General features: G+C 66.4%; 17 protein-coding genes. 5 read left to right on the top strand and 12 right to left on the bottom strand.

All coding sequences use genetic code 11. The annotated features are described in order from the left end of the window. Nucleotides 1-267: 267 nt before the first annotated feature. The 5 genes from gnd to ccoG all read right to left on the bottom strand — a co-directional run bounded on the left by gnd (nucleotide 268) and on the right by ccoG (nucleotide 6,371). Nucleotides 268-1,698 carry an NADP-dependent phosphogluconate dehydrogenase gene (gene gnd, locus ACIIOY_RS21330; RefSeq protein WP_411036689.1) on the bottom strand — a complete coding sequence of 477 codons (1,431 nt, stop codon included), beginning with the start codon at nucleotides 1,696-1,698 and terminating at the stop codon, nucleotides 268-270. 170 nt (nucleotides 1,699-1,868) lie between these two features. Then, nucleotides 1,869-2,024, bottom strand: a complete 156-nt coding sequence (gene ccoS / locus ACIIOY_RS21325; RefSeq protein ID WP_411036688.1) for a cbb3-type cytochrome oxidase assembly protein CcoS — start codon at nucleotides 2,022-2,024, stop codon at nucleotides 1,869-1,871. Next, nucleotides 2,021-4,306, bottom strand: coding sequence for a cation-translocating P-type ATPase (locus tag ACIIOY_RS21320; protein ID WP_411036687.1), 2,286 nt, complete (start codon nucleotides 4,304-4,306; stop codon nucleotides 2,021-2,023). The genes ccoS and ACIIOY_RS21320 overlap by 4 nt, the downstream gene beginning before the upstream one ends. Continuing rightward, nucleotides 4,303-4,800, bottom strand: a complete 498-nt coding sequence (locus tag ACIIOY_RS21315) for a FixH family protein (RefSeq protein WP_411036686.1) — start codon at nucleotides 4,798-4,800, stop codon at nucleotides 4,303-4,305. The genes ACIIOY_RS21320 and ACIIOY_RS21315 overlap by 4 nt, the downstream gene beginning before the upstream one ends. Then, nucleotides 4,800-6,371, bottom strand: coding sequence for a cytochrome c oxidase accessory protein CcoG (ccoG, locus tag ACIIOY_RS21310; protein ID WP_411036685.1), 1,572 nt, complete (start codon nucleotides 6,369-6,371; stop codon nucleotides 4,800-4,802). The genes ACIIOY_RS21315 and ccoG overlap by 1 nt, the downstream gene beginning before the upstream one ends. Before the next feature lie 121 nt (nucleotides 6,372-6,492). Between ccoG and ACIIOY_RS21305 the strand changes: the two genes are divergently transcribed. From ACIIOY_RS21305 to ACIIOY_RS21290, 4 genes are all read left to right on the top strand, one after another. Next, nucleotides 6,493-7,248 carry a helix-turn-helix domain-containing protein gene (locus ACIIOY_RS21305; protein ID WP_411036684.1) on the top strand — a complete coding sequence of 252 codons (756 nt, stop codon included), beginning with the start codon at nucleotides 6,493-6,495 and terminating at the stop codon, nucleotides 7,246-7,248. 66 nt (nucleotides 7,249-7,314) lie between these two features. Further along, nucleotides 7,315-7,731: an SRPBCC family protein gene (locus ACIIOY_RS21300; protein WP_411036683.1), complete on the top strand. Its 417-nt coding sequence runs from the start codon at nucleotides 7,315-7,317 to the stop codon at nucleotides 7,729-7,731. After that, nucleotides 7,728-8,084 carry a VOC family protein gene (locus ACIIOY_RS21295; protein WP_411036682.1) on the top strand — a complete coding sequence of 119 codons (357 nt, stop codon included), beginning with the start codon at nucleotides 7,728-7,730 and terminating at the stop codon, nucleotides 8,082-8,084. Before ACIIOY_RS21300 ends, ACIIOY_RS21295 begins: the two co-directional genes overlap by 4 nt. A gap of 117 nt (nucleotides 8,085-8,201) precedes the next feature. Further along, the gene (locus ACIIOY_RS21290) at nucleotides 8,202-8,939 is read left to right on the top strand and encodes a GGDEF domain-containing protein (protein WP_411036681.1); all 738 of its coding nucleotides are present in this window, start codon (nucleotides 8,202-8,204) and stop codon (nucleotides 8,937-8,939) included. A 48-nt stretch (nucleotides 8,940-8,987) separates the two neighbouring features. Here ACIIOY_RS21290 and ccoP read toward each other — a convergent pair whose 3' ends face one another. From ccoP to ccoN, 4 genes are read right to left on the bottom strand one after another with little or no spacing between them, the layout of a single operon-like run. Beyond that, complete coding sequence (ccoP, locus tag ACIIOY_RS21285; protein ID WP_411036680.1) at nucleotides 8,988-9,851, bottom strand: cytochrome-c oxidase, cbb3-type subunit III; 864 nt, start codon at nucleotides 9,849-9,851, stop codon at nucleotides 8,988-8,990. 2 nt (nucleotides 9,852-9,853) lie between these two features. Beyond that, nucleotides 9,854-10,006, bottom strand: a complete 153-nt coding sequence (locus ACIIOY_RS21280; RefSeq protein ID WP_160784500.1) for a cbb3-type cytochrome c oxidase subunit 3 — start codon at nucleotides 10,004-10,006, stop codon at nucleotides 9,854-9,856. Between the two features lie 10 nt (nucleotides 10,007-10,016). After that, nucleotides 10,017-10,748 (bottom strand): cytochrome-c oxidase, cbb3-type subunit II, encoded by a 732-nt coding sequence (gene ccoO / locus ACIIOY_RS21275; protein WP_411036679.1) that lies wholly within the window; start codon nucleotides 10,746-10,748, stop codon nucleotides 10,017-10,019. Between the two features lie 11 nt (nucleotides 10,749-10,759). Beyond that, entirely contained in the window at nucleotides 10,760-12,382 is a 1,623-nt protein-coding gene (gene ccoN, locus ACIIOY_RS21270) for a cytochrome-c oxidase, cbb3-type subunit I (protein WP_411036678.1), read from the bottom strand. Nucleotides 12,383-12,591: 209 nt separating this feature from the next. On the opposite strand from ccoN, the gene ACIIOY_RS21265 reads away from it, so the two are divergent. Further along, a complete protein-coding gene (locus ACIIOY_RS21265; protein ID WP_411036677.1) occupies nucleotides 12,592-13,074 on the top strand; it encodes a hemerythrin domain-containing protein in 483 nt (160 codons plus the stop codon). 4 nt (nucleotides 13,075-13,078) lie between these two features. Here ACIIOY_RS21265 and ACIIOY_RS21260 read toward each other — a convergent pair whose 3' ends face one another. The 3 genes from ACIIOY_RS21260 to ACIIOY_RS21250 all read right to left on the bottom strand — a co-directional run bounded on the left by ACIIOY_RS21260 (nucleotide 13,079) and on the right by ACIIOY_RS21250 (nucleotide 15,997). Beyond that, entirely contained in the window at nucleotides 13,079-13,789 is a 711-nt protein-coding gene (locus tag ACIIOY_RS21260) for a PAS domain-containing protein (RefSeq protein ID WP_411036676.1), read from the bottom strand. Between the two features lie 239 nt (nucleotides 13,790-14,028). Then, nucleotides 14,029-14,958, bottom strand: a complete 930-nt coding sequence (locus ACIIOY_RS21255; protein WP_411036675.1) for a lipid A biosynthesis lauroyl acyltransferase — start codon at nucleotides 14,956-14,958, stop codon at nucleotides 14,029-14,031. A gap of 10 nt (nucleotides 14,959-14,968) precedes the next feature. Next, nucleotides 14,969-15,997 carry a zinc-binding dehydrogenase gene (locus ACIIOY_RS21250; RefSeq protein WP_411036674.1) on the bottom strand — a complete coding sequence of 343 codons (1,029 nt, stop codon included), beginning with the start codon at nucleotides 15,995-15,997 and terminating at the stop codon, nucleotides 14,969-14,971.

Here is a 15,997-nt window from a genome sequence, read left to right as displayed (position 1 = left end):
ACCGGCCGGGATGCGCATCCCGGCCGGTGCATCCAGTAAACCACACTTCTTCCACACAAGCCCGAGGATGACGGAGGGGAGGCAGAGGTTTTCCCGCCCCTTGAACGGTGCGGCATGCTGGGAAGGCGTTGTCTTGCACGCCCTTCTCTTCTTTCGTCATCCTCGGGCTTGACCCGAGGATCCACACGCCACGCCGAAATAAACCCTCCAAACACAAGAGGCCCGGTCTTGCAACCGGGCCTTTGAAATTCAGCCTTCCGCCGAACCTCAGCCGTTCAGCCCCGAGCCCCACGGCCCATGATGGCTGTCGGCGCCGTCCACGCGGTCGAAGCCGTGGGCGCCGAAGAAGTCGCGCTGGGCCTGGATGACGTTCGCCGTGCCGCGGGCGCGGCGGTAGCTGTCGAAATAGCCGAGCGCCGAGGCGAGCGCGGGAGCCGGCAGGCCGTGGAGCGCGGCGGCCGAGACGACGCGGCGCAGAGCGCCATCGGTTTCCTTCACCATGGCGGCGAAGGCCGGGGTGACGATGAGGTTCGCCGCGTCCGGCGCCTTGGTGAAGGCGCTGGTGATCTCGTCGAGGAACTGCGAGCGGATGATGCAGCCGGCGCGCCAGATCTTGGCGATCGTCGGCATCGGCAGGTTCCAGTTATATTCCTTCGAGGCGGCCGCCATCACGGCGAAGCCCTGCGCATAGGCGCCGATCTTGCCGGCGAGCAGCGCGCTTTCGAGGTCCTTGATGAAGGCGGCCCTGTCGGAAACCTGGAGCGGCGGGACGTCCGGCAGGCCGAGGATCTTCTCCGCCGCCTCGCGCTCGGCCTTGAAGGAGGAGATGGAGCGGGCCGCGACGGCGGCCTCGATGCCGGTCGCCGGCACGCCCATGTTCTGCGCCTCGATGGCCGACCATTTTCCCGTGCCCTTCTGGCCGGCCTTGTCGAGGATCACGTCGACGACCGGGCCGCCGCCGATCGGGTCCCTGGCGGCGAGAACCTTCGCGGTGATCTCGATGAGGTAGGATTCAAGGCGCCCCTTGTTCCATTCGGCGAAGACGTCGCCGATCTCGGACGCGCTCATCTTCAGGCCGTCGCGCAGGATGCCGTAGATCTCGGCGATCATCTGCATGTCGGCATATTCGATGCCGTTGTGGATGGTCTTGACGAAGTGACCCGCGCCGTTCTCGCCGAGCCAGGCGACGCAGGGCTCGTCCCTGTACTTGGCGGCGATCGAGGTCAGCACCTTCTCGACGCGCTTCCAGGAGTCTTCCGTGCCGCCGACCATGATGGACGGGCCGTGGCGCGCGCCCTCCTCGCCGCCGGAAACGCCCATGCCGATGAAGGTGAGGCCGCTGTCCTTCAGCGCATCGAAGCGGCGCATCGTGTCGCGGAAGTTCGCGTTGCCGGCGTCGATCATGATGTCGTTCTTTTCGAGATGGGGACGCAGCAGCTCCATCTGCTGGTCGACCGCGGCACCCGCCTGGATCATGATGATGATCGGCCGCGGCGGGCGGATGGCGGCGACGAATTCCTCGATCGTGTCGCAGGGCACGATCCGGTCCTTCAGGTCGCCGGCCTCCTCGTAGAATTCCTTCGTGCGCGCCACCGTGCGGTTGAAGACCGCGATCTTGTTGCCCTTCTCGGCAATGTTGAGCGCGAGGTTCGATCCCATCACGCCGAGACCGATAAGCCCGATTTCCGCCTGTGCCACGTTCATACCTCCGTAGGATGGCGCGGCGGGGGATTCTTGCCGGACCCGTGCCGGAAACGCCGCGCAAAAAGAGAGTGAGGAGTTCAACTCCAGCGGAGGTGTTTTGGCATTCAAATCGATTTACGACAAGCAATTGTTTGTTCGGACAGTGTTTTTAGAACCGCTCGAAATCAGCGCCCCGGCTTGTCGTCGCCGTCGTCGAGCACACGCCAGGCCGCGCCTTCCACGTCGTCGTACTGGCCGCTCTTCAGCGACCAGAGGAAGGCGGCAAGGCCGAGCCCGCCGAGGAAGAGCGCGATGGGGATGAGGAAGATCAGCGTGTTCATGCGGCTTGCACCATGAGCTTGACCGGGCGGGCCTCGTCCGCCGCGCGCACCGCGAAGGCCGGCAGTCTTCCGCGCAGGCGAAGCGAGTTCACCACCACGATGATCGAGGATGTGGACATGGCGATGGCGGCGATCAGCGGCGTCGCGTGGCCGAGGATGGCGATCGGCACGGCGATGACGTTGTAGCCGATGGCGAGCGCGAAATTCTCCCGGATGAGGCGGCCGGCGCGGCGCGCGGTCTCGTAGGCGAAGGGCACGGCTTCGAGGCTTTCGTGCAGGAAGACGAAATCCGCCGCCTGCCGCCCGACATCGGCCGCCGTCGCGGGCGCGATGGAGACATGGGCGGCGGCGAGCGCCGGCGCGTCGTTGATGCCGTCGCCGACCATGAGGACGCGGTGTCCGCCGGCGGCGCGCTCGGCGACGGCCTCCGTCTTTTCCCGCGGCGAAAGCGCGGCGCGCCAGCGGCCGATGCCGAGCAGGCCGGCGATGCGGGAGACGGCGGGGGCGCGGTCGCCGGAGAGGATCGCCATCGCGATACCGTCGCGCCTCAGCGCGGCGACGGCCTCGGCGGCGCCGGTGCGCAGCGCATCCTCGAAGCGGAAGGTTTCCAGCACCACACCGTCGCGCGACAGCACGACCTCCGACAGCCCGTGCTCCTCCTCACCCGCCGGCGCCTTGCCGCAGGCGAAGGCGCGGTTGCCGAGGCGGAGCACGCCCTGCGGCGTGACGGCTTCGAGGCCGCCGCCGGCGACCTCCGTCACCGTTTCGATGACAGGCACCGGGCCCGCATTGGCGCCGGCCAGCGCCACCGAAAGCGGGTGGCGCGAATGGACGGCGAGCGCGGCGGCAAGCGCCAGATGCGCGCGATCGGCCTTCTCCCCGCCGACGAGGCGCGGCTTTCCGAGCGTCAGCGTGCCGGTCTTGTCGAAGACGGCGGTGTCGATCTCGGCAAGGCGCTCCATCGCCGAGCCGTCCTTCACCATGACGCCGCCGGCAAAGAGCCGGCCCGCCGCGACGACCTGCACGACGGGCACGGCAAGGCCGAGCGCGCAGGGGCAGGTGATGATCAGCACGGCGATGGCGACGAGCATGGCATGCTTCCAGTCGCCGTCGTAAAGGCCCCAGCCGAGGAAGGAGACGAGCGCCAGGAGGTGCACGGCCGGCGAATAGACCTGCGCCGCCCGGTCGGCGATACGGCGGTAGCGCGCCCTTCCTCCCTCGGCCGCCTCCATGAGCCCGATGACCTCCGACAGGAACGAGTCGCGCGCGGTCGCAACGGCCTCGACCGTGAGCGAGCCGGTGAGGTTCATCGCGCCGGCTTCGAGCCGCGTGCCGGGGCCTGCGGCGATCGGGTCGCTCTCGCCGTTGACGATGGAGCGGTCGACGTCGCTCGCGCCGGAGAGCACGCGGCAGTCGACGGGGATGCGCTCGCCGGCGGCGATGGAAAGATGCTCGCCGACGGCGATCTCCTCGACGGGCCGGTAGTCGCGCGTGCCGTCCGGCCGCACCACCATGGCGCCGCGCGGCGAAAGGCGCGCGAGCCCGGTGATGGCTGAGCGGGCGCGGTCGCGCATGACGTGGTCGAGCGTGCGGCCGATCAAAAGGAAGAAGAGGAGGCTCACCGTCGCGTCGAACCAGGCGTGCTCGGCGCTGTGCAGCGTCTCCCAGAGCGACACGGCATAGGACAGCGTGATGGCGAGGGCGATCGGCACGTCCATGTTGGTGCGGCCGTGGCGGATCGCGTTCCAGGCCGACCGGTAGAAGAAGCGGCCGGCATAGACCAGCGTCGGGCCGGCGATGAAGGCGGAGATCCAGTGGAAGAGGTCGCGCGTCGCCGCCTCAGCCCCCGACCAGACCGAAACCGACAGCAGCATGATGTTCGTGGCGGCGAAGCCCGAGACGGCGACGGCGCGGATGAGCTGGTTGCGCAGCACGTCGTCACCCTCGGCCGCGAGCGAGAAGAGGTGCGCGTCGTAGCCGGTGGCGCGGATCGCGGCGGCTATCGCCTGCGGATCGGTTCGACGGCCCTCGACCTCTTCCTTCCAGACCACCGAGACGCGGCGGGTGGAGAGGTTGACGCGCGAACGCACCACCTCCGGCAGCGCGTTCAGCGCGCCCTCGACGGTGGTGATGCAGGTGCCGCAATGGACGCCGGGCACGCTGAGGTCGCTCTGGCGCAGCCCCTCGCCGACCGGACGGCTGGCGAGCATCAGTTCCTCCGAGGACGGCAGCGGGTGCTGCATCTCGGCGGCGCCTTCCGTGCCGGGTGCGCAGCAGCTCATTTCGCCCCTCCCGCGACCACCGTGCGGACGGTCTGGTGGAAGACCCGCTCGCCGTCCCGCCTGGTGCTGATGTCGACCACCCACTGGCCGGCCGGCACGGCGCGCTCGGCGACGAAGAGCCCCTGCCCCGCCGGTTCCAGCACGAGCGTGAAATCCTTGCGCTCGTCCACCGGGCGCTTGAAGACTGCCGAGACGTCATCTGCGGCGAGCGGCGCGCCCTTGGCATCGGCGATGCGATAGGCGATGCGGCCGTCCTCGATGGCAAGGCTGCCCTCGATGCCGCTCGCGGCGAGCGCCTTCGCCTCCGCCACCTTGCCGTTGAACTGCTGGCTGGCGACATAGGTGTTCTGCACCACGAGGCCGCTCCAGCTGTGCGAGGCGTTCCAGGCCATGATGAGATTGACGGTGATGATCGTTCCGAAGAACAGCACCATGACGCCCGCCATGTGCCAGCCGGTGAAGACGAAACCCTGCTGCTTGCGCTCCATGCCCATCACTTTGCTCCCGGTGTGTTGAAGTTGGCGGAATAGACGTCGCGCTCGTGGCCCTGCCGGTCCTCGGCGATGATCCGGAAGCCTTCGGCCGCCTCGGCAAGGCGATCCTTCGGCAGCGTGACGAAGACGCGCAGCGCCGTCACCTTGTCCGGATCGACCGGCACGTCGACGCTGCGCCCGTCCGTGCCGTCATGGCCTGCGACCTTCATCGTGGCGCCCGGCATGCCCTCGATGGAGACGGTGATGACGCGCGGCTCGGGGATCATGTTGAGCAGCTTCACGGCATAGCCGTTGCGGATCGAGCCGTCCGATTCGACGACGAACTGCGGGTTGCGGTCGTGGATGACGTTGAGGTCCAGCCGGTCGCGGGAAAGCAGCGCGAAGACGAGCGCCAGCCCCGCCAGCGACCAGACGCCGAAATAGAGCAGCGTGCGCGGGCGGAAGATGATGCGCCAGTCGAAATGCCGGATCTTCCCGTCGAAGCGGCCATCGGCATCGCGCACGCGCTTCGGGTCGATCGCCGTGGTGCCGCCGGCCGTCGCGAGCGCCATGTTGGCCGAATAGTCGGAGAGCGTGGCATAGGCGATCAGCCCCCGTTCCTTGCCGAGCTTGTCCATCACGTTGTCGCAGGCATCGATGCAGAGCGCGCAGGTGATGCATTCCATCTGCTGGCCGTCGCGGATGTCGATGCCCATGGGACAGACGACGACGCAGGCGTTGCAGTCGACGCAGTCCCCGACGCTCTCGCCGGCGGCGATCGCCTTCTTGGCGTGGCGCGTGCGCGGCTCGCCGCGCCAGTCGTTGTAGGTGACGACCAGCGAGCTTTCGTCGAGCATCGCCGCCTGGATGCGCGGCCAGGGACACATGTAGGTGCAGACCTGCTCGCGCATCAGCCCGCCCAGCACATAGGTCGTGGCCGTCAGGATCGCGACGGTCATGTAGGCGACCGGCGGGGCCTGCAGCGTCACGAAATTGACGAGTAGCGTCGGCGCATCGGCGAAGTAGAAGATCCATGCGCCGCCGGTGGCGACCGCGATCATGAGCCAGACCGCGTGCTTGCTGACGCGCTTCCACACCTTGTCGAGCGTCCAGGGACCGGCGTCGAGCTTGATGCGCGCATTGCGGTCGCCCTCGATCGCCCGCTCCACGACGAGGAAGAGGTCGACCCAGACGGTCTGCGGGCAGGCATAGCCGCACCAGGCGCGCCCGACCGCCGAGGTGACGAGGAAGAGCCCGAAGCCCGCCATGACGAGCAGGCCCGCGACGAAGAAGAATTCCTGCGGCCAGATCTCGATGAAGAAGAAATAGAACCGCCGGCCGGCAAGATCGACGAGCACGGCCTGGTCCGGCGCATGCGGGCCGCGATCCCATCTGATCCACGGCGTCAGGTAGTAGATTCCGAGCGTGATGAGCATCACCAGCCACTTGAACTGCCGGAACCGGCCTTCCGCGCGCTTCGGGAAGATCTTCTTGCGCTTCTCGTAGAGCGGCTTGCGCACCTTCGCCGAATTGACGGGCTCCGCCTCGTGGCGCTCGACGGAATTGTAGATCGTGGTGGTATTCTGCTGCATGTGGATCGGCCGCACCTGTCGTTGTGCCGGCACAATGACGCCAACAAGGGCCGCTATCGTTGATCTACGTCAAGTTTTGCGCATCGAATGGCGTGGCGGGTTGCCGCACGGAGAGGACACGATGACAGGCACGATCCTGGCGAAACACTATGGCGACTACCGCGAATTCGCCGTTTCCGAGGCGCTTTGCCCCGCGGTCCGCTGCGCCTGGATGCATCGCGCGCCGGAAAGCGAGCCGGCCGCGCGCATCGCGGTCGTGCCGGACGGCTGCGTCGACCTGCTGTGGACCGAGCACGGCTTCCTCGTCGCCGGGCCGGACCGGACGGCGGCGTTCCCCGCGCTGCGCCCCGGCGAGACGATCCTCGGCCTGCGCTTCCGGCCGGGCGCCGCCCGCCACCTGCTGCGCTGCGACCTCGACGCCCTCACCGGCCGGATCATCGCCCTTGAAGACATTCGGCCGGGCGGCATGAACGCCGGCCACGAACGCCTCCGTGCGGCAAACGGCCCGCTGGAGCGCCTGCGGCTTCTTCAGGAGCTTTTTGCTGCGAAGGCGCGGGACCTGCCGGCGATCCGCCCCGCTGCCACGGCGCTGCACGCGCTGAGCGCGCGCCTGCCTGCGGAAACGATCGCCGCCGAGATCGGCGTGACGGAACGTACCTTGAGGCGAATCAGCGTCGCGGAATTCGGCTACGGCCCGAAGACGCTCGGCCGCGTCCTCAGGCTGCAAAAGCTGCTCGGCCGGATCGCCGGCGGCACGGCTCCCCTCGCCGTGCTTGCGGCCGAGGCGGGTTTTGCCGACCAGGCGCACATGAACCGGGACGTGCTGGCGCTGACCAGCCTGACGCCCGGAGAGATCCTGCGGCAGATCCGCGGCTGATTGTCCGTTTCGTTCAAGACATCGCCGCCGGATCGCGTATGGTCGCCCGAAGAAAGGGAACGACCGATGACGACCATGCCCGCCCGCATCATCCACCGGACCATCCAGCGCGACTGGCGCACGGTCTATGCTTTTGCCGCAAAGCCGGAAAACATGGCGCTCTGGGCCTGCGGCCTCGCATCCGGCTTCACGCGGGACGGCGACGAATGGATCGCCGACGGCGGCCCGGTCGGCAGCGTGCGCGTGCGCTTTGCTCCTCTCAACGAATTCGGCGTCATCGACCATTCCGTGACGATGGAAACCGGCCTCGTCGTGGAAAACGCGCTGCGCATCGTGCCGAACGGCGACGGGGCGGAGGTGATGTTCACGCTGCTGCGGCAGCCCGGCACGGACGACGCGGCCTTCGAGAAGGATGCCGCCCACATCGCGCGCGACCTCGACGCGCTGGCAAGGCTGATGGAAGAACGGGAGACGGCACGATGAGCAGCAAGGGCGCGGACCGCAAGATCGACTATATCGAGTTCAACGTCGCGGACATCGAAAGAAGCAAGGCCTTCTATGGCGGCGCGTTCGGCTGGACCTTCAAGGATTACGGCCCGCAATATTGCGAGTTCCAAGACGGCCGGCTCACCGGCGGCTTCACCACCCTCGCGCCGGTCAACGCCGATGGCGGGCCGCTCGTCATCCTCTTCGCGGACGACCTGGAGGATGCCCTCGCCCGCGTGGAGAAGGCGGGAGGAACGATCGCCAAGCCGATCTTCGACTTCCCCGGCGGCCGGCGCTTCCAGTTCACGGACCCCGACGGCTATGCGCTCGCCGTCTGGTCCGACCGGTAAAATGCCTTCCGTAACGTCAATTTGATCGCCCGGACGATTTTTACCAAAGGAATTCAGGCTTTTTCAATCAGACGCTCATAGTCAGGGCCTGCGATCAAAAGGACGCAGGCTCGTTCCATGTACAAAATCCTAGGCAAGGCATTGGCGGTCGGGGCGCTTTCCACGCTGGCGTCGCTCCTGATCAGCTTCGCCTTCGTTCCCCTGATGGGCGGCAAGGTGGCGGGCGCCGGCCTCGTCATGACGATCGTCTGCCCCATCGCCATCTCGATCCCCGCCTCGTTCGCGCATTTCTACCAGTCGGGGAAGCTGCGCGCGGCGAATGCGGCGCTGGCGGAGACGAAGGACAAGCTCGCCGCCGCCTACGACCGCCTGCAGCAGCAGGCCCGGCGGGACGCGCTTACCGGCGTCCTCAACCGCACCGCCTTCCTGGCCGAGCTCGACGCACGGAGCGATGCCGGCGTTCGTGGCGGCCTGCTCTTCCTCGATCTCGACCACTTCAAGTCGGTGAACGACCGCTTCGGCCACGCGGCGGGCGACGAAGCCCTGAGCCTCGTCGGCGCCCTGCTTTGCGAACTGGCCTCGCAAGACGACCTCGTCGGACGACTGGGCGGCGAGGAATTCGCCGTCTTCCTGCACGAAGCCACGCCGGAACGCATGCTCGACCACTCCCAGACGATCCGGGAGGCGGTCAAGGCCGTCGACCTGCGCACGCCGGCGGGCGTGCGCATCGCGCTCGGCGTCAGCATCGGCGCCTTTCATTGCCCGCCTCGCTTCGATCCGCTGGAAGCGCTCGCGGCTTCCGACCGCAACCTCTACCGCGCGAAGGCGATGGGGCGGAACATGGTGGTCGCCTAAGGAATAGGCCGCGGTTTCCCGCGGCCTTCCTGTCCGGAGCTGCCGCCCCTATTCGCCGCCGCCGAGCGAGTGCACGAAGATCGCGAGCTGCTTGACGGCCGGGTCGCCGAGGCGGGGCAGCCAGGCGGGCATGACGCCGTGCTTGGGCGAGCGGACCTGGGCGGCGATGGCCGCCTCGCCCTCGCCCTTCAGCCAGATGGCGTCGGCAAGGTTCGGGGCGCCCATCTCGCGGTTGCCCTTGGCGTCCTCGCCGTGGCAGGCGGCGCAGTTGTCCGCGAAGATCTGCCTGCCGGGCTCGACCAGGGCGCCATCCGACGGCGTGCCGGTCAGGCTGACGACATAGGCTGCGACCTGCTTGATCTCCTCGGGCTGCAGGATGTCGCCATAGGCGGGCATCTCCCCGATGCGGGTCTCGTCATCGCCCGGATGGCGGATGCCGTGGGCGATGGTCTGGTAGATGTCGTCCACCGTGCCGCCCCAGACCCAGTCGTCGTCGTTGAGGTTCGGAAAGCCGGGGAAGCCGGCCGCGCCCGAGCCGTGGCACTGTGCACAGTTGACCTTGAAGGCCGAGGCGCCGCCCGCAATGGCGAACTGCGAGAGCTGCGGATCGGCCATGATCTCCTGGAGGGACGACCTGGCGATCTGGTCGACGAAGCCGGCCTGCGCTTCCTTGGCGCTGGCCAGCTCGGTCGCGACATTGGCACGGCTCGACCAGCCGAGCATGCCCTTCGTCGCATCCGAGATCATCGGCCAGGCCGGGAAAGCGATCGTGTAGCCGATCGCCCAGAGGATCGTGGCGTAGAACGTCCAGACCCACCAGCGCGGCATCGGGTTGTTCAGCTCCTTGATGCCGTCCCACTCGTGGCCGGTGGTTTCGACGCCCGAGATCTCGTCAATATGCTTCTCGGCCATGATCAGTCCTCCTTGAGAGGGATTTCGGCGGCCCGTTCGGCGGCCTTGCGGGCGCCGGGGCGAAGGGTGAAGAGGACGACGGCCAGGAAGAACAGCGTCATGGCAAGCAGCCCCCAGCTGTCGGCGAAGTGGCGCATGGCGGTATAGGTTTCCATGAGATCCTCCTCAGCGGTAGCCGGCTGCGTCGTCGTAGGTGGAGAAGTCCACCAGCGTGCCGAGCATCTGCAGGTAGGCGACGAGCGCGTCCATTTCGGTGAGCTTGGCCGGATCGCCGTCGAAGTCGCCGAGCTTGGCCTTCGGATAGCGGGCCTCGACGCCGGACGTGTCGGCGTTCGGGTCGGCCTGCGCCTTCAGGTCGGCTTCGGCATTGGCGATCATCTCGTCGCTGTAGGGCACGCCGACGCCGCGGTTGGCGGTCAAGTGCATGGAAACGTTCTTCACCTCCAGCGGCGTCTCCTTAAGGAAGGCGTAGCTCGGCATCACCGATTCCGGCACGACCGAGCGCGGCTCGATCAGGTGCTGGACGTGCCACTCGTTCGAGTAGCGGTCGCCGACGCGGGCAAGGTCTGGCCCCGTGCGCTTCGAGCCCCACTGGAACGGATGGTCGTACATCGATTCCGCGGCGAGCGAATAATGCCCGTAGCGCTCCACCTCGTCGCGGAACGGCCGGATCATCTGGCTGTGACAGACGTAGCAGCCCTCGCGGACGTAGATGTCGCGGCCGGCGAGCTCCAGCGGCGAATAAGGCCGCATGCCCTCCACCTTCTCGATGGTGTTTTCCAGGTAGAAGAGCGGGGCGATCTCGACGATGCCGCCGATGGTGACCACGAAGAGCGAGCCGACGAGCAGAAGCGTCGCGTTGCGCTCGAGGATGGCGTGTTTATCAAGAATGGACATCGTGTCCCCTCCTATTCGGCCGGCTGGAGCGCGGGCGCGGCGCCCGGGATCGGGGCCTCGTCACGCTGGTAGCCGAGGATTGTCATGGTCACGTTGTAGGCCATGATGAGAGCCCCCAGGAGGAACAGCCCGCCGCCGACGGCACGCAGCACGTAGTAGGGGAACATGGCCGCGACGGTTTCGGCGAACGAGTAGACCAGGAAGCCCTGCTCGTCGTATTCGCGCCACATCAGGCCCTGCTGGATGCCGGCGACCCACATGACGGCGGCGTAGACGACGATGCCGAGCGTGGCGAGCCAGAAGTGCCAGTTGACCATGCGGATCGAGTAGAGCCGCTCGCGGTTCCACAGCTTGGGAACGAGGAAGTAGACCGCGCCGAAGGTGATGAGGCCGTTCCAGCCGAGCGCGCCCGAATGCACGTGGCCGATCGTCCAGTCCGTGTAGTGGCTGAGCGAGTTGACCGACTTGATCGACATCATCGGGCCCTCGAAGGTCGCCATGCCGTAGAAGGCGACGGCCATGACCATCATGCGCACGATCGGGTCGGTGCGGATCTTGTCCCAGGCGCCCGAGAGCGTCATCAGGCCGTTGATCATGCCGCCCCACGAGGGCATCCAGAGCATGACCGAGAAGACCATGCCGAGCGTCTGCGCCCAGTCCGGCAGCGCCGTGTAGTGCAGGTGGTGGGGGCCTGCCCAGATGTACATGAAGATCAGCGCCCAGAAGTGGATGATCGACAGGCGGTAGGAATAGACCGGGCGGTTCACCTGCTTTGGGATGAAGTAGTACATCATGCCGAGGAAGCCGGCCGTCAGGAAGAAGCCCACGGCGTTGTGGCCGTACCACCATTGCGTCAGCGCGTCCTGCACGCCGGCGAAGGCCGAATAGCTTTTGACGCCGAGGAAGGAGACCGGGATCGCCAGGTTGTTGACGACGTGCAGCATGGCGATCGTGACGATGAACGACAGGAAGAACCAGTTCGCCACGTAGATGTGCGGTTCCTTGCGCGTCATGATCGTGCCGAGGAAGGCGACGAGGTAGGCCACCCAGACGATCGTCAGCCAGAGGTCGACATACCATTCGGGCTCGGCGTACTCCCTGCCCTGCGTGATGCCGAGCAGGTAGCCGGTGGCGGCCATGACGATGAAGAGCTGGTAGCCCCAGAACACGAACCAGCCGAGATTGCCGCCGAAGAGGCGCGCGCGCGAGGTGCGCTGCACGACGTAGAAGGAGGTCGCGATCAGCGCGTTGCCGCCGAAGGCGAAGATCACCGCCGAGGTGTGCAGCGGGCGCGTGCGGCCGAAGTTCAGCCAGGGCTCGATGTTGAGGTCGGGGAAGGCCAGCTGGAGCGCCACGACGACGCCCACGAGGAAGCCGACGACGCCCCAGAACACCGTCGCGATGACGCCGTACTTGATGACCTCGTCGAAATAGCCGCCGTCGTCCTTCGAGGACGCGGCCGCCGCGGCCGGCGCGAAGGAGATGCGCCGCACCATGAAGAGCGTGCTGCCCAGCAGCACGAAGAAGAGGACCCACATGTGGGCCTCGAAGAGCCTGTCCTGGGCAAAGGCCGCGCCGAGTAGCGCGATGAACGCTCCCACGGCCAGGACAATCGTTTCCGTTGCATATTTCATCGTTGGCATCCCCCAACTCGTCAATTTCCCGCAACGACCGGCTCCCGTACGGAATCGGCCATTACGCTCGACTGAGCCTTCGCAGATGCGTGAGGAAGCATCCTTGACATGGATCAAGGCGGGGACCGGAAGCCGGCGGCATCAAAGGACAGGTTGACGCAGCCGCGCGTCGAAACGCCCGCGGCTCTTCCCAAACGAGGAAGCACGACATGACGGACTACACTGGCATCGCCCGGCTGCTTTCGGATCGCCCGACGGACGCCGTCTCACTCGACTGGCTGAGGAAAGCCCATGACGCCCAGCTGACACTCTGCCAGGCGCTGGAGGAGATCGCCGACAGCCTGCCGGCGAACATCAACCGGCAGAAATGCATCTACGCCGCCAAATCCCTGATCCCGCTCATCAACGGCATCCACCGCTACGAGGAGGAGGCCCTGTTCCCGATGCTGCAAGGCAACGGCTCGGGCGCCGGGGAGCTCGCCGAGGCCATTGCCCGGCTGAAATTCGAGCACGTCGAGGACGAATGCTTCGCGGAGGAGCTGACCGATACGCTGACGCGGCTCGGCAGCGGCGACGGCACCGTGAACGCGGAAGCCGCGGGCTACATGCTCCGCGGCTTCTTCGAATCGATCCGCCGCCACATCGCCTTCGAGCAGCAGTTCATGCTGCGCGGCGCCGGGCTCGCCCCATAGGCTGTCAGGCCGCCATGGGATCGCGCGACTCCAGCATCTCCTGGAGCACGAGGATGGCGCCGAGCACGTTTCCGGCCGCGGACATGCACGGCGTCATGCGGCAGCGGGTCATGGCATTGCCCCGGCGCGAGGAAATGTAGTCGTATTCGACCACCTCCCCGGCAAAGCAGCGATCCAGGTGCCGCTTCACGCGGCTTTCGAAACGCTGCACGCCGATGAACTCGACGACATGGCGCCCCACGAGGTCGATGGGCTTCTCGCTGAAGCGTTCCGCATTCAGCGGGTTAGAATAGAGGTAGCGGTAATCCGTGGTGATGACCGCGACGCGGTCCGGCAGGCTGTCGAGGATCGCCTCGTTGAGCAGCCCGTCCTCGACGATGCGCGGCGCGGCCGCGGGACGCGCGCCGTCCGGCTGGTTGAGCCCGAACGGCCGGGCGGCCTCGTCGGTGCCGAAATAGCGATCCAGCAGGAGCTTGAGATTGTGCGCCTGGCGGAGCACGCAGGCCCTGTCTTCCGATTCTTCCCGGAGAAGATCCACCACGAACTGGAACTGGGAGCGGAGTTCGGAGACGTCGCTCGCCTCCTTCTGCAACACGGCCGTCAGGGCCGGTTCGATTTCCCTGTCCAGCATGGAAATGAGCTTTTCATTTCCGATCTTCACGGCATGCTGGAGCTGCGAATACTTAAACCAGAACAACTCTACAAGAGCTTTCAATTCTTGCTCCCTGAATTGCTGAAACCTACAGCAATCATACAACAACATTACTTAGTCTGTTCAGAAACGGGATATGGCTTTGATTGTCGCCCTCTCAGATCCGCTGCCCAAAGCGCTTACATTAGCAAAATGGTAACAGCGAATGGGAGGATGTCAAACCCATAATTGGCCAGAATATGCACAATTCGGCAAAATGAACGTATTCAGAATTGAAAGGGGAAGAAAGAAACAATAAGCGCTCAAGTAATAAGGCTGCGCTTGATGTTCCAGCGGTCGTGATACCACAGCCACTGGCCGGGATATTCCCGCACCCACTGCTCCACCTTGTCGTTGAGCATCTGCGCCGTCGCCTCGACGTCGACGGAGCCGTTCGCCCTGCGGGGAATCTCCATCGCCGGCTCCAGTTCCAGCCGGTAGCGGTTGCCCGGCAGGCGGATGCAGCGGGCCGGATAGACCTCGCAGTTGAACTGGCGCACGAGCTTTGCAAGGAGTGGGTTGGTCTGCACGTCGCGGCCGAAGAACTTCGTGTGCAGGCCCTTGGTGAACTTCTGGTCGACCAGCACGCCGACCGGGCCGCCCGCCTCCAGCTTCCGCGCGAGCGTGAAGGAGGAGCCGGCATGGGACGGCACGAGCTGGCCCATGCGCGCCCGGCGGAACTCGAACACCTTGTCGGCGACGTAGGGATTGTTCGGCGGGCGGAAGAGCACCGTCACGTCCAGCCCGAAGGCGGCGCCGGCGACCGGCAGAAGCTCGAAATTGCCGGTATGGGCGGTGAAGACGATGAAGGGCCGCGGGTTGTCGCGCAGGTCCACGAAGAGCGGGATGCCGGAGACCTCGATGCGGCCGGGCGTCGTTCTCTCCAGGTCAAAATCGAACAGCTTGTCGAGGAAGACGTATTCGGCGGCAAGCCGGCCCATATTGCCCCAGGCATCGAGCGCGATGGCCTCGATCTCCGCATCGGATTTTTCGGGAAAGGCATTGCGCAGGTTCGTCAGCGTCAGCTTGTGGCGCTTCGTCCTCGGGCCGATCCAGCGGGCCACGCGGTCGGCGAAATTGATCGCACCGTCCGCCGGAAGGAGCTTCAGGATATTGAGCAGGCCGAAGGCGAACTGCGCCTCGAGCCATTGCTTGACGTTCCTGAGCGCCAGGACGAGGCGTGTGACGACCATCCTCACCGGATCAGTCCAGCTTCAGGACGATCTTGCCGAAGATCTGGCGCGATTCCATGCGTTCCAGCGCCGTCGCGATGCCGTCGAAGGTGACTTCCGTGTCGATGACCGGATGCACGAGGCCGCGCGCCATCTTCTGCATGGCGTCCGCCATGTTCTCCATCCGGCACCCGAAGGAGCCGAGGAGCTTCAATTGCTGCTGGAAGAGCATCATCAGGTTCATGTCGGTCGACACGCCCGAGGTGGAACCGCAGGTGACGAGGCGCCCGCCCCGCTTGAGGCAGAGCATGGAGCCCGCCCAGGTGTCCTTGCCGACATGCTCGAAGACGACATCGACGCCCTTCTTCTTCGTGAGCTTGCGCACGACGCCCTCGAAGCGGTCCTCGCGGTAGTTGATGACATGGTCGGCGCCGAGGGCCTTCGCCTTCTCGATCTTGTCGTTCGAGCCGACCGTAGTGATGACGGTGCAGCCGATCTTCTTGGCGAGCTGGATCGCCGCCGTGCCGATGCCGGAGCCGCCGGCATGGACGAGGATCGTCTCGCCGGGTTCGAGCTTCGCGTTGTCGAACAGCATGTGCTCGACCGTCCCGAAGGTGACGGGCGCGAGCGCCGCGCCGACCGCGTCGACGCCGGGCGGTGCGGGCACCAGCAGGCGGGCGGGAAGGTTCACCTTCTCCTGCGCGAAGCCGTCGAGATGGAAACCGTGCACGCCGCCGACATGTTCGCACAGGTTGTCGCGGCCCTCGCGGCAGGGCTTGCAGAGGCCGCAGGTACGCGCGCCGTAGATGGAGACGAGCTGGCCGGGCAGCACGCTGGAGACGCCGGGCCCGAGCGTTTCGACGACGCCGGCCGCCTCCGCGCCGATGACGAGCGGCATCTTGCGCTTGGCAAACGCCATGCCGCGCCAGCCCCAGACGTCGATATGGTTGAGGGCGACGGCCTTGACGCGCAGCGTCACCTCGCCGGGGCCGGGCGCCTCCGGTTCCGGGATGTCGGTGAGTTCGAGCTTGCGGTCGTCGAGAAGCTGCAGGGCACGCAT

This window comes from Shinella agrisoli (assembly GCF_046557955.1).
Lineage (GTDB): Bacteria > Pseudomonadota > Alphaproteobacteria > Rhizobiales > Rhizobiaceae > Shinella.
The sequence above is the reverse complement of the archived record's forward strand: the minus strand, read 5'-3'. Positions and strand labels throughout refer to the sequence as shown.

Bases quoted from the DNA above. Each gene is read 5' to 3' on its own strand.
- ccoP (WP_411036680.1), bottom strand. From the start codon at position 9,851: ATGGCCGAGAAGCATATTGACGAGATCTCGGGCGTCGAAACCACCGGC.
- ACIIOY_RS21265 (WP_411036677.1), top strand. From the start codon at position 12,592: ATGACGGACTACACTGGCATCGCCCGGCTGCTTTCGGATCGCCCGACG.
- ACIIOY_RS21320 (WP_411036687.1), bottom strand. From the start codon at position 4,306: ATGAGCTGCTGCGCACCCGGCACGGAAGGCGCCGCCGAGATGCAGCAC.
- ccoO (WP_411036679.1), bottom strand. From the start codon at position 10,748: ATGTCCATTCTTGATAAACACGCCATCCTCGAGCGCAACGCGACGCTT.
- ACIIOY_RS21250 (WP_411036674.1), bottom strand. From the start codon at position 15,997: ATGCGTGCCCTGCAGCTTCTCGACGACCGCAAGCTCGAACTCACCGAC.
- ccoG (WP_411036685.1), bottom strand. From the start codon at position 6,371: ATGCAGCAGAATACCACCACGATCTACAATTCCGTCGAGCGCCACGAG.
- ACIIOY_RS21280 (WP_160784500.1), bottom strand. From the start codon at position 10,006: ATGGAAACCTATACCGCCATGCGCCACTTCGCCGACAGCTGGGGGCTG.
- ACIIOY_RS21305 (WP_411036684.1), top strand. From the start codon at position 6,493: ATGACAGGCACGATCCTGGCGAAACACTATGGCGACTACCGCGAATTC.
- ACIIOY_RS21290 (WP_411036681.1), top strand. From the start codon at position 8,202: ATGTACAAAATCCTAGGCAAGGCATTGGCGGTCGGGGCGCTTTCCACG.
- ACIIOY_RS21295 (WP_411036682.1), top strand. From the start codon at position 7,728: ATGAGCAGCAAGGGCGCGGACCGCAAGATCGACTATATCGAGTTCAAC.
- ACIIOY_RS21315 (WP_411036686.1), bottom strand. From the start codon at position 4,800: ATGGGCATGGAGCGCAAGCAGCAGGGTTTCGTCTTCACCGGCTGGCAC.
- ccoS (WP_411036688.1), bottom strand. From the start codon at position 2,024: ATGAACACGCTGATCTTCCTCATCCCCATCGCGCTCTTCCTCGGCGGG.
- ACIIOY_RS21255 (WP_411036675.1), bottom strand. From the start codon at position 14,958: ATGGTCGTCACACGCCTCGTCCTGGCGCTCAGGAACGTCAAGCAATGG.
- ACIIOY_RS21300 (WP_411036683.1), top strand. From the start codon at position 7,315: ATGACGACCATGCCCGCCCGCATCATCCACCGGACCATCCAGCGCGAC.
- ccoN (WP_411036678.1), bottom strand. From the start codon at position 12,382: ATGAAATATGCAACGGAAACGATTGTCCTGGCCGTGGGAGCGTTCATC.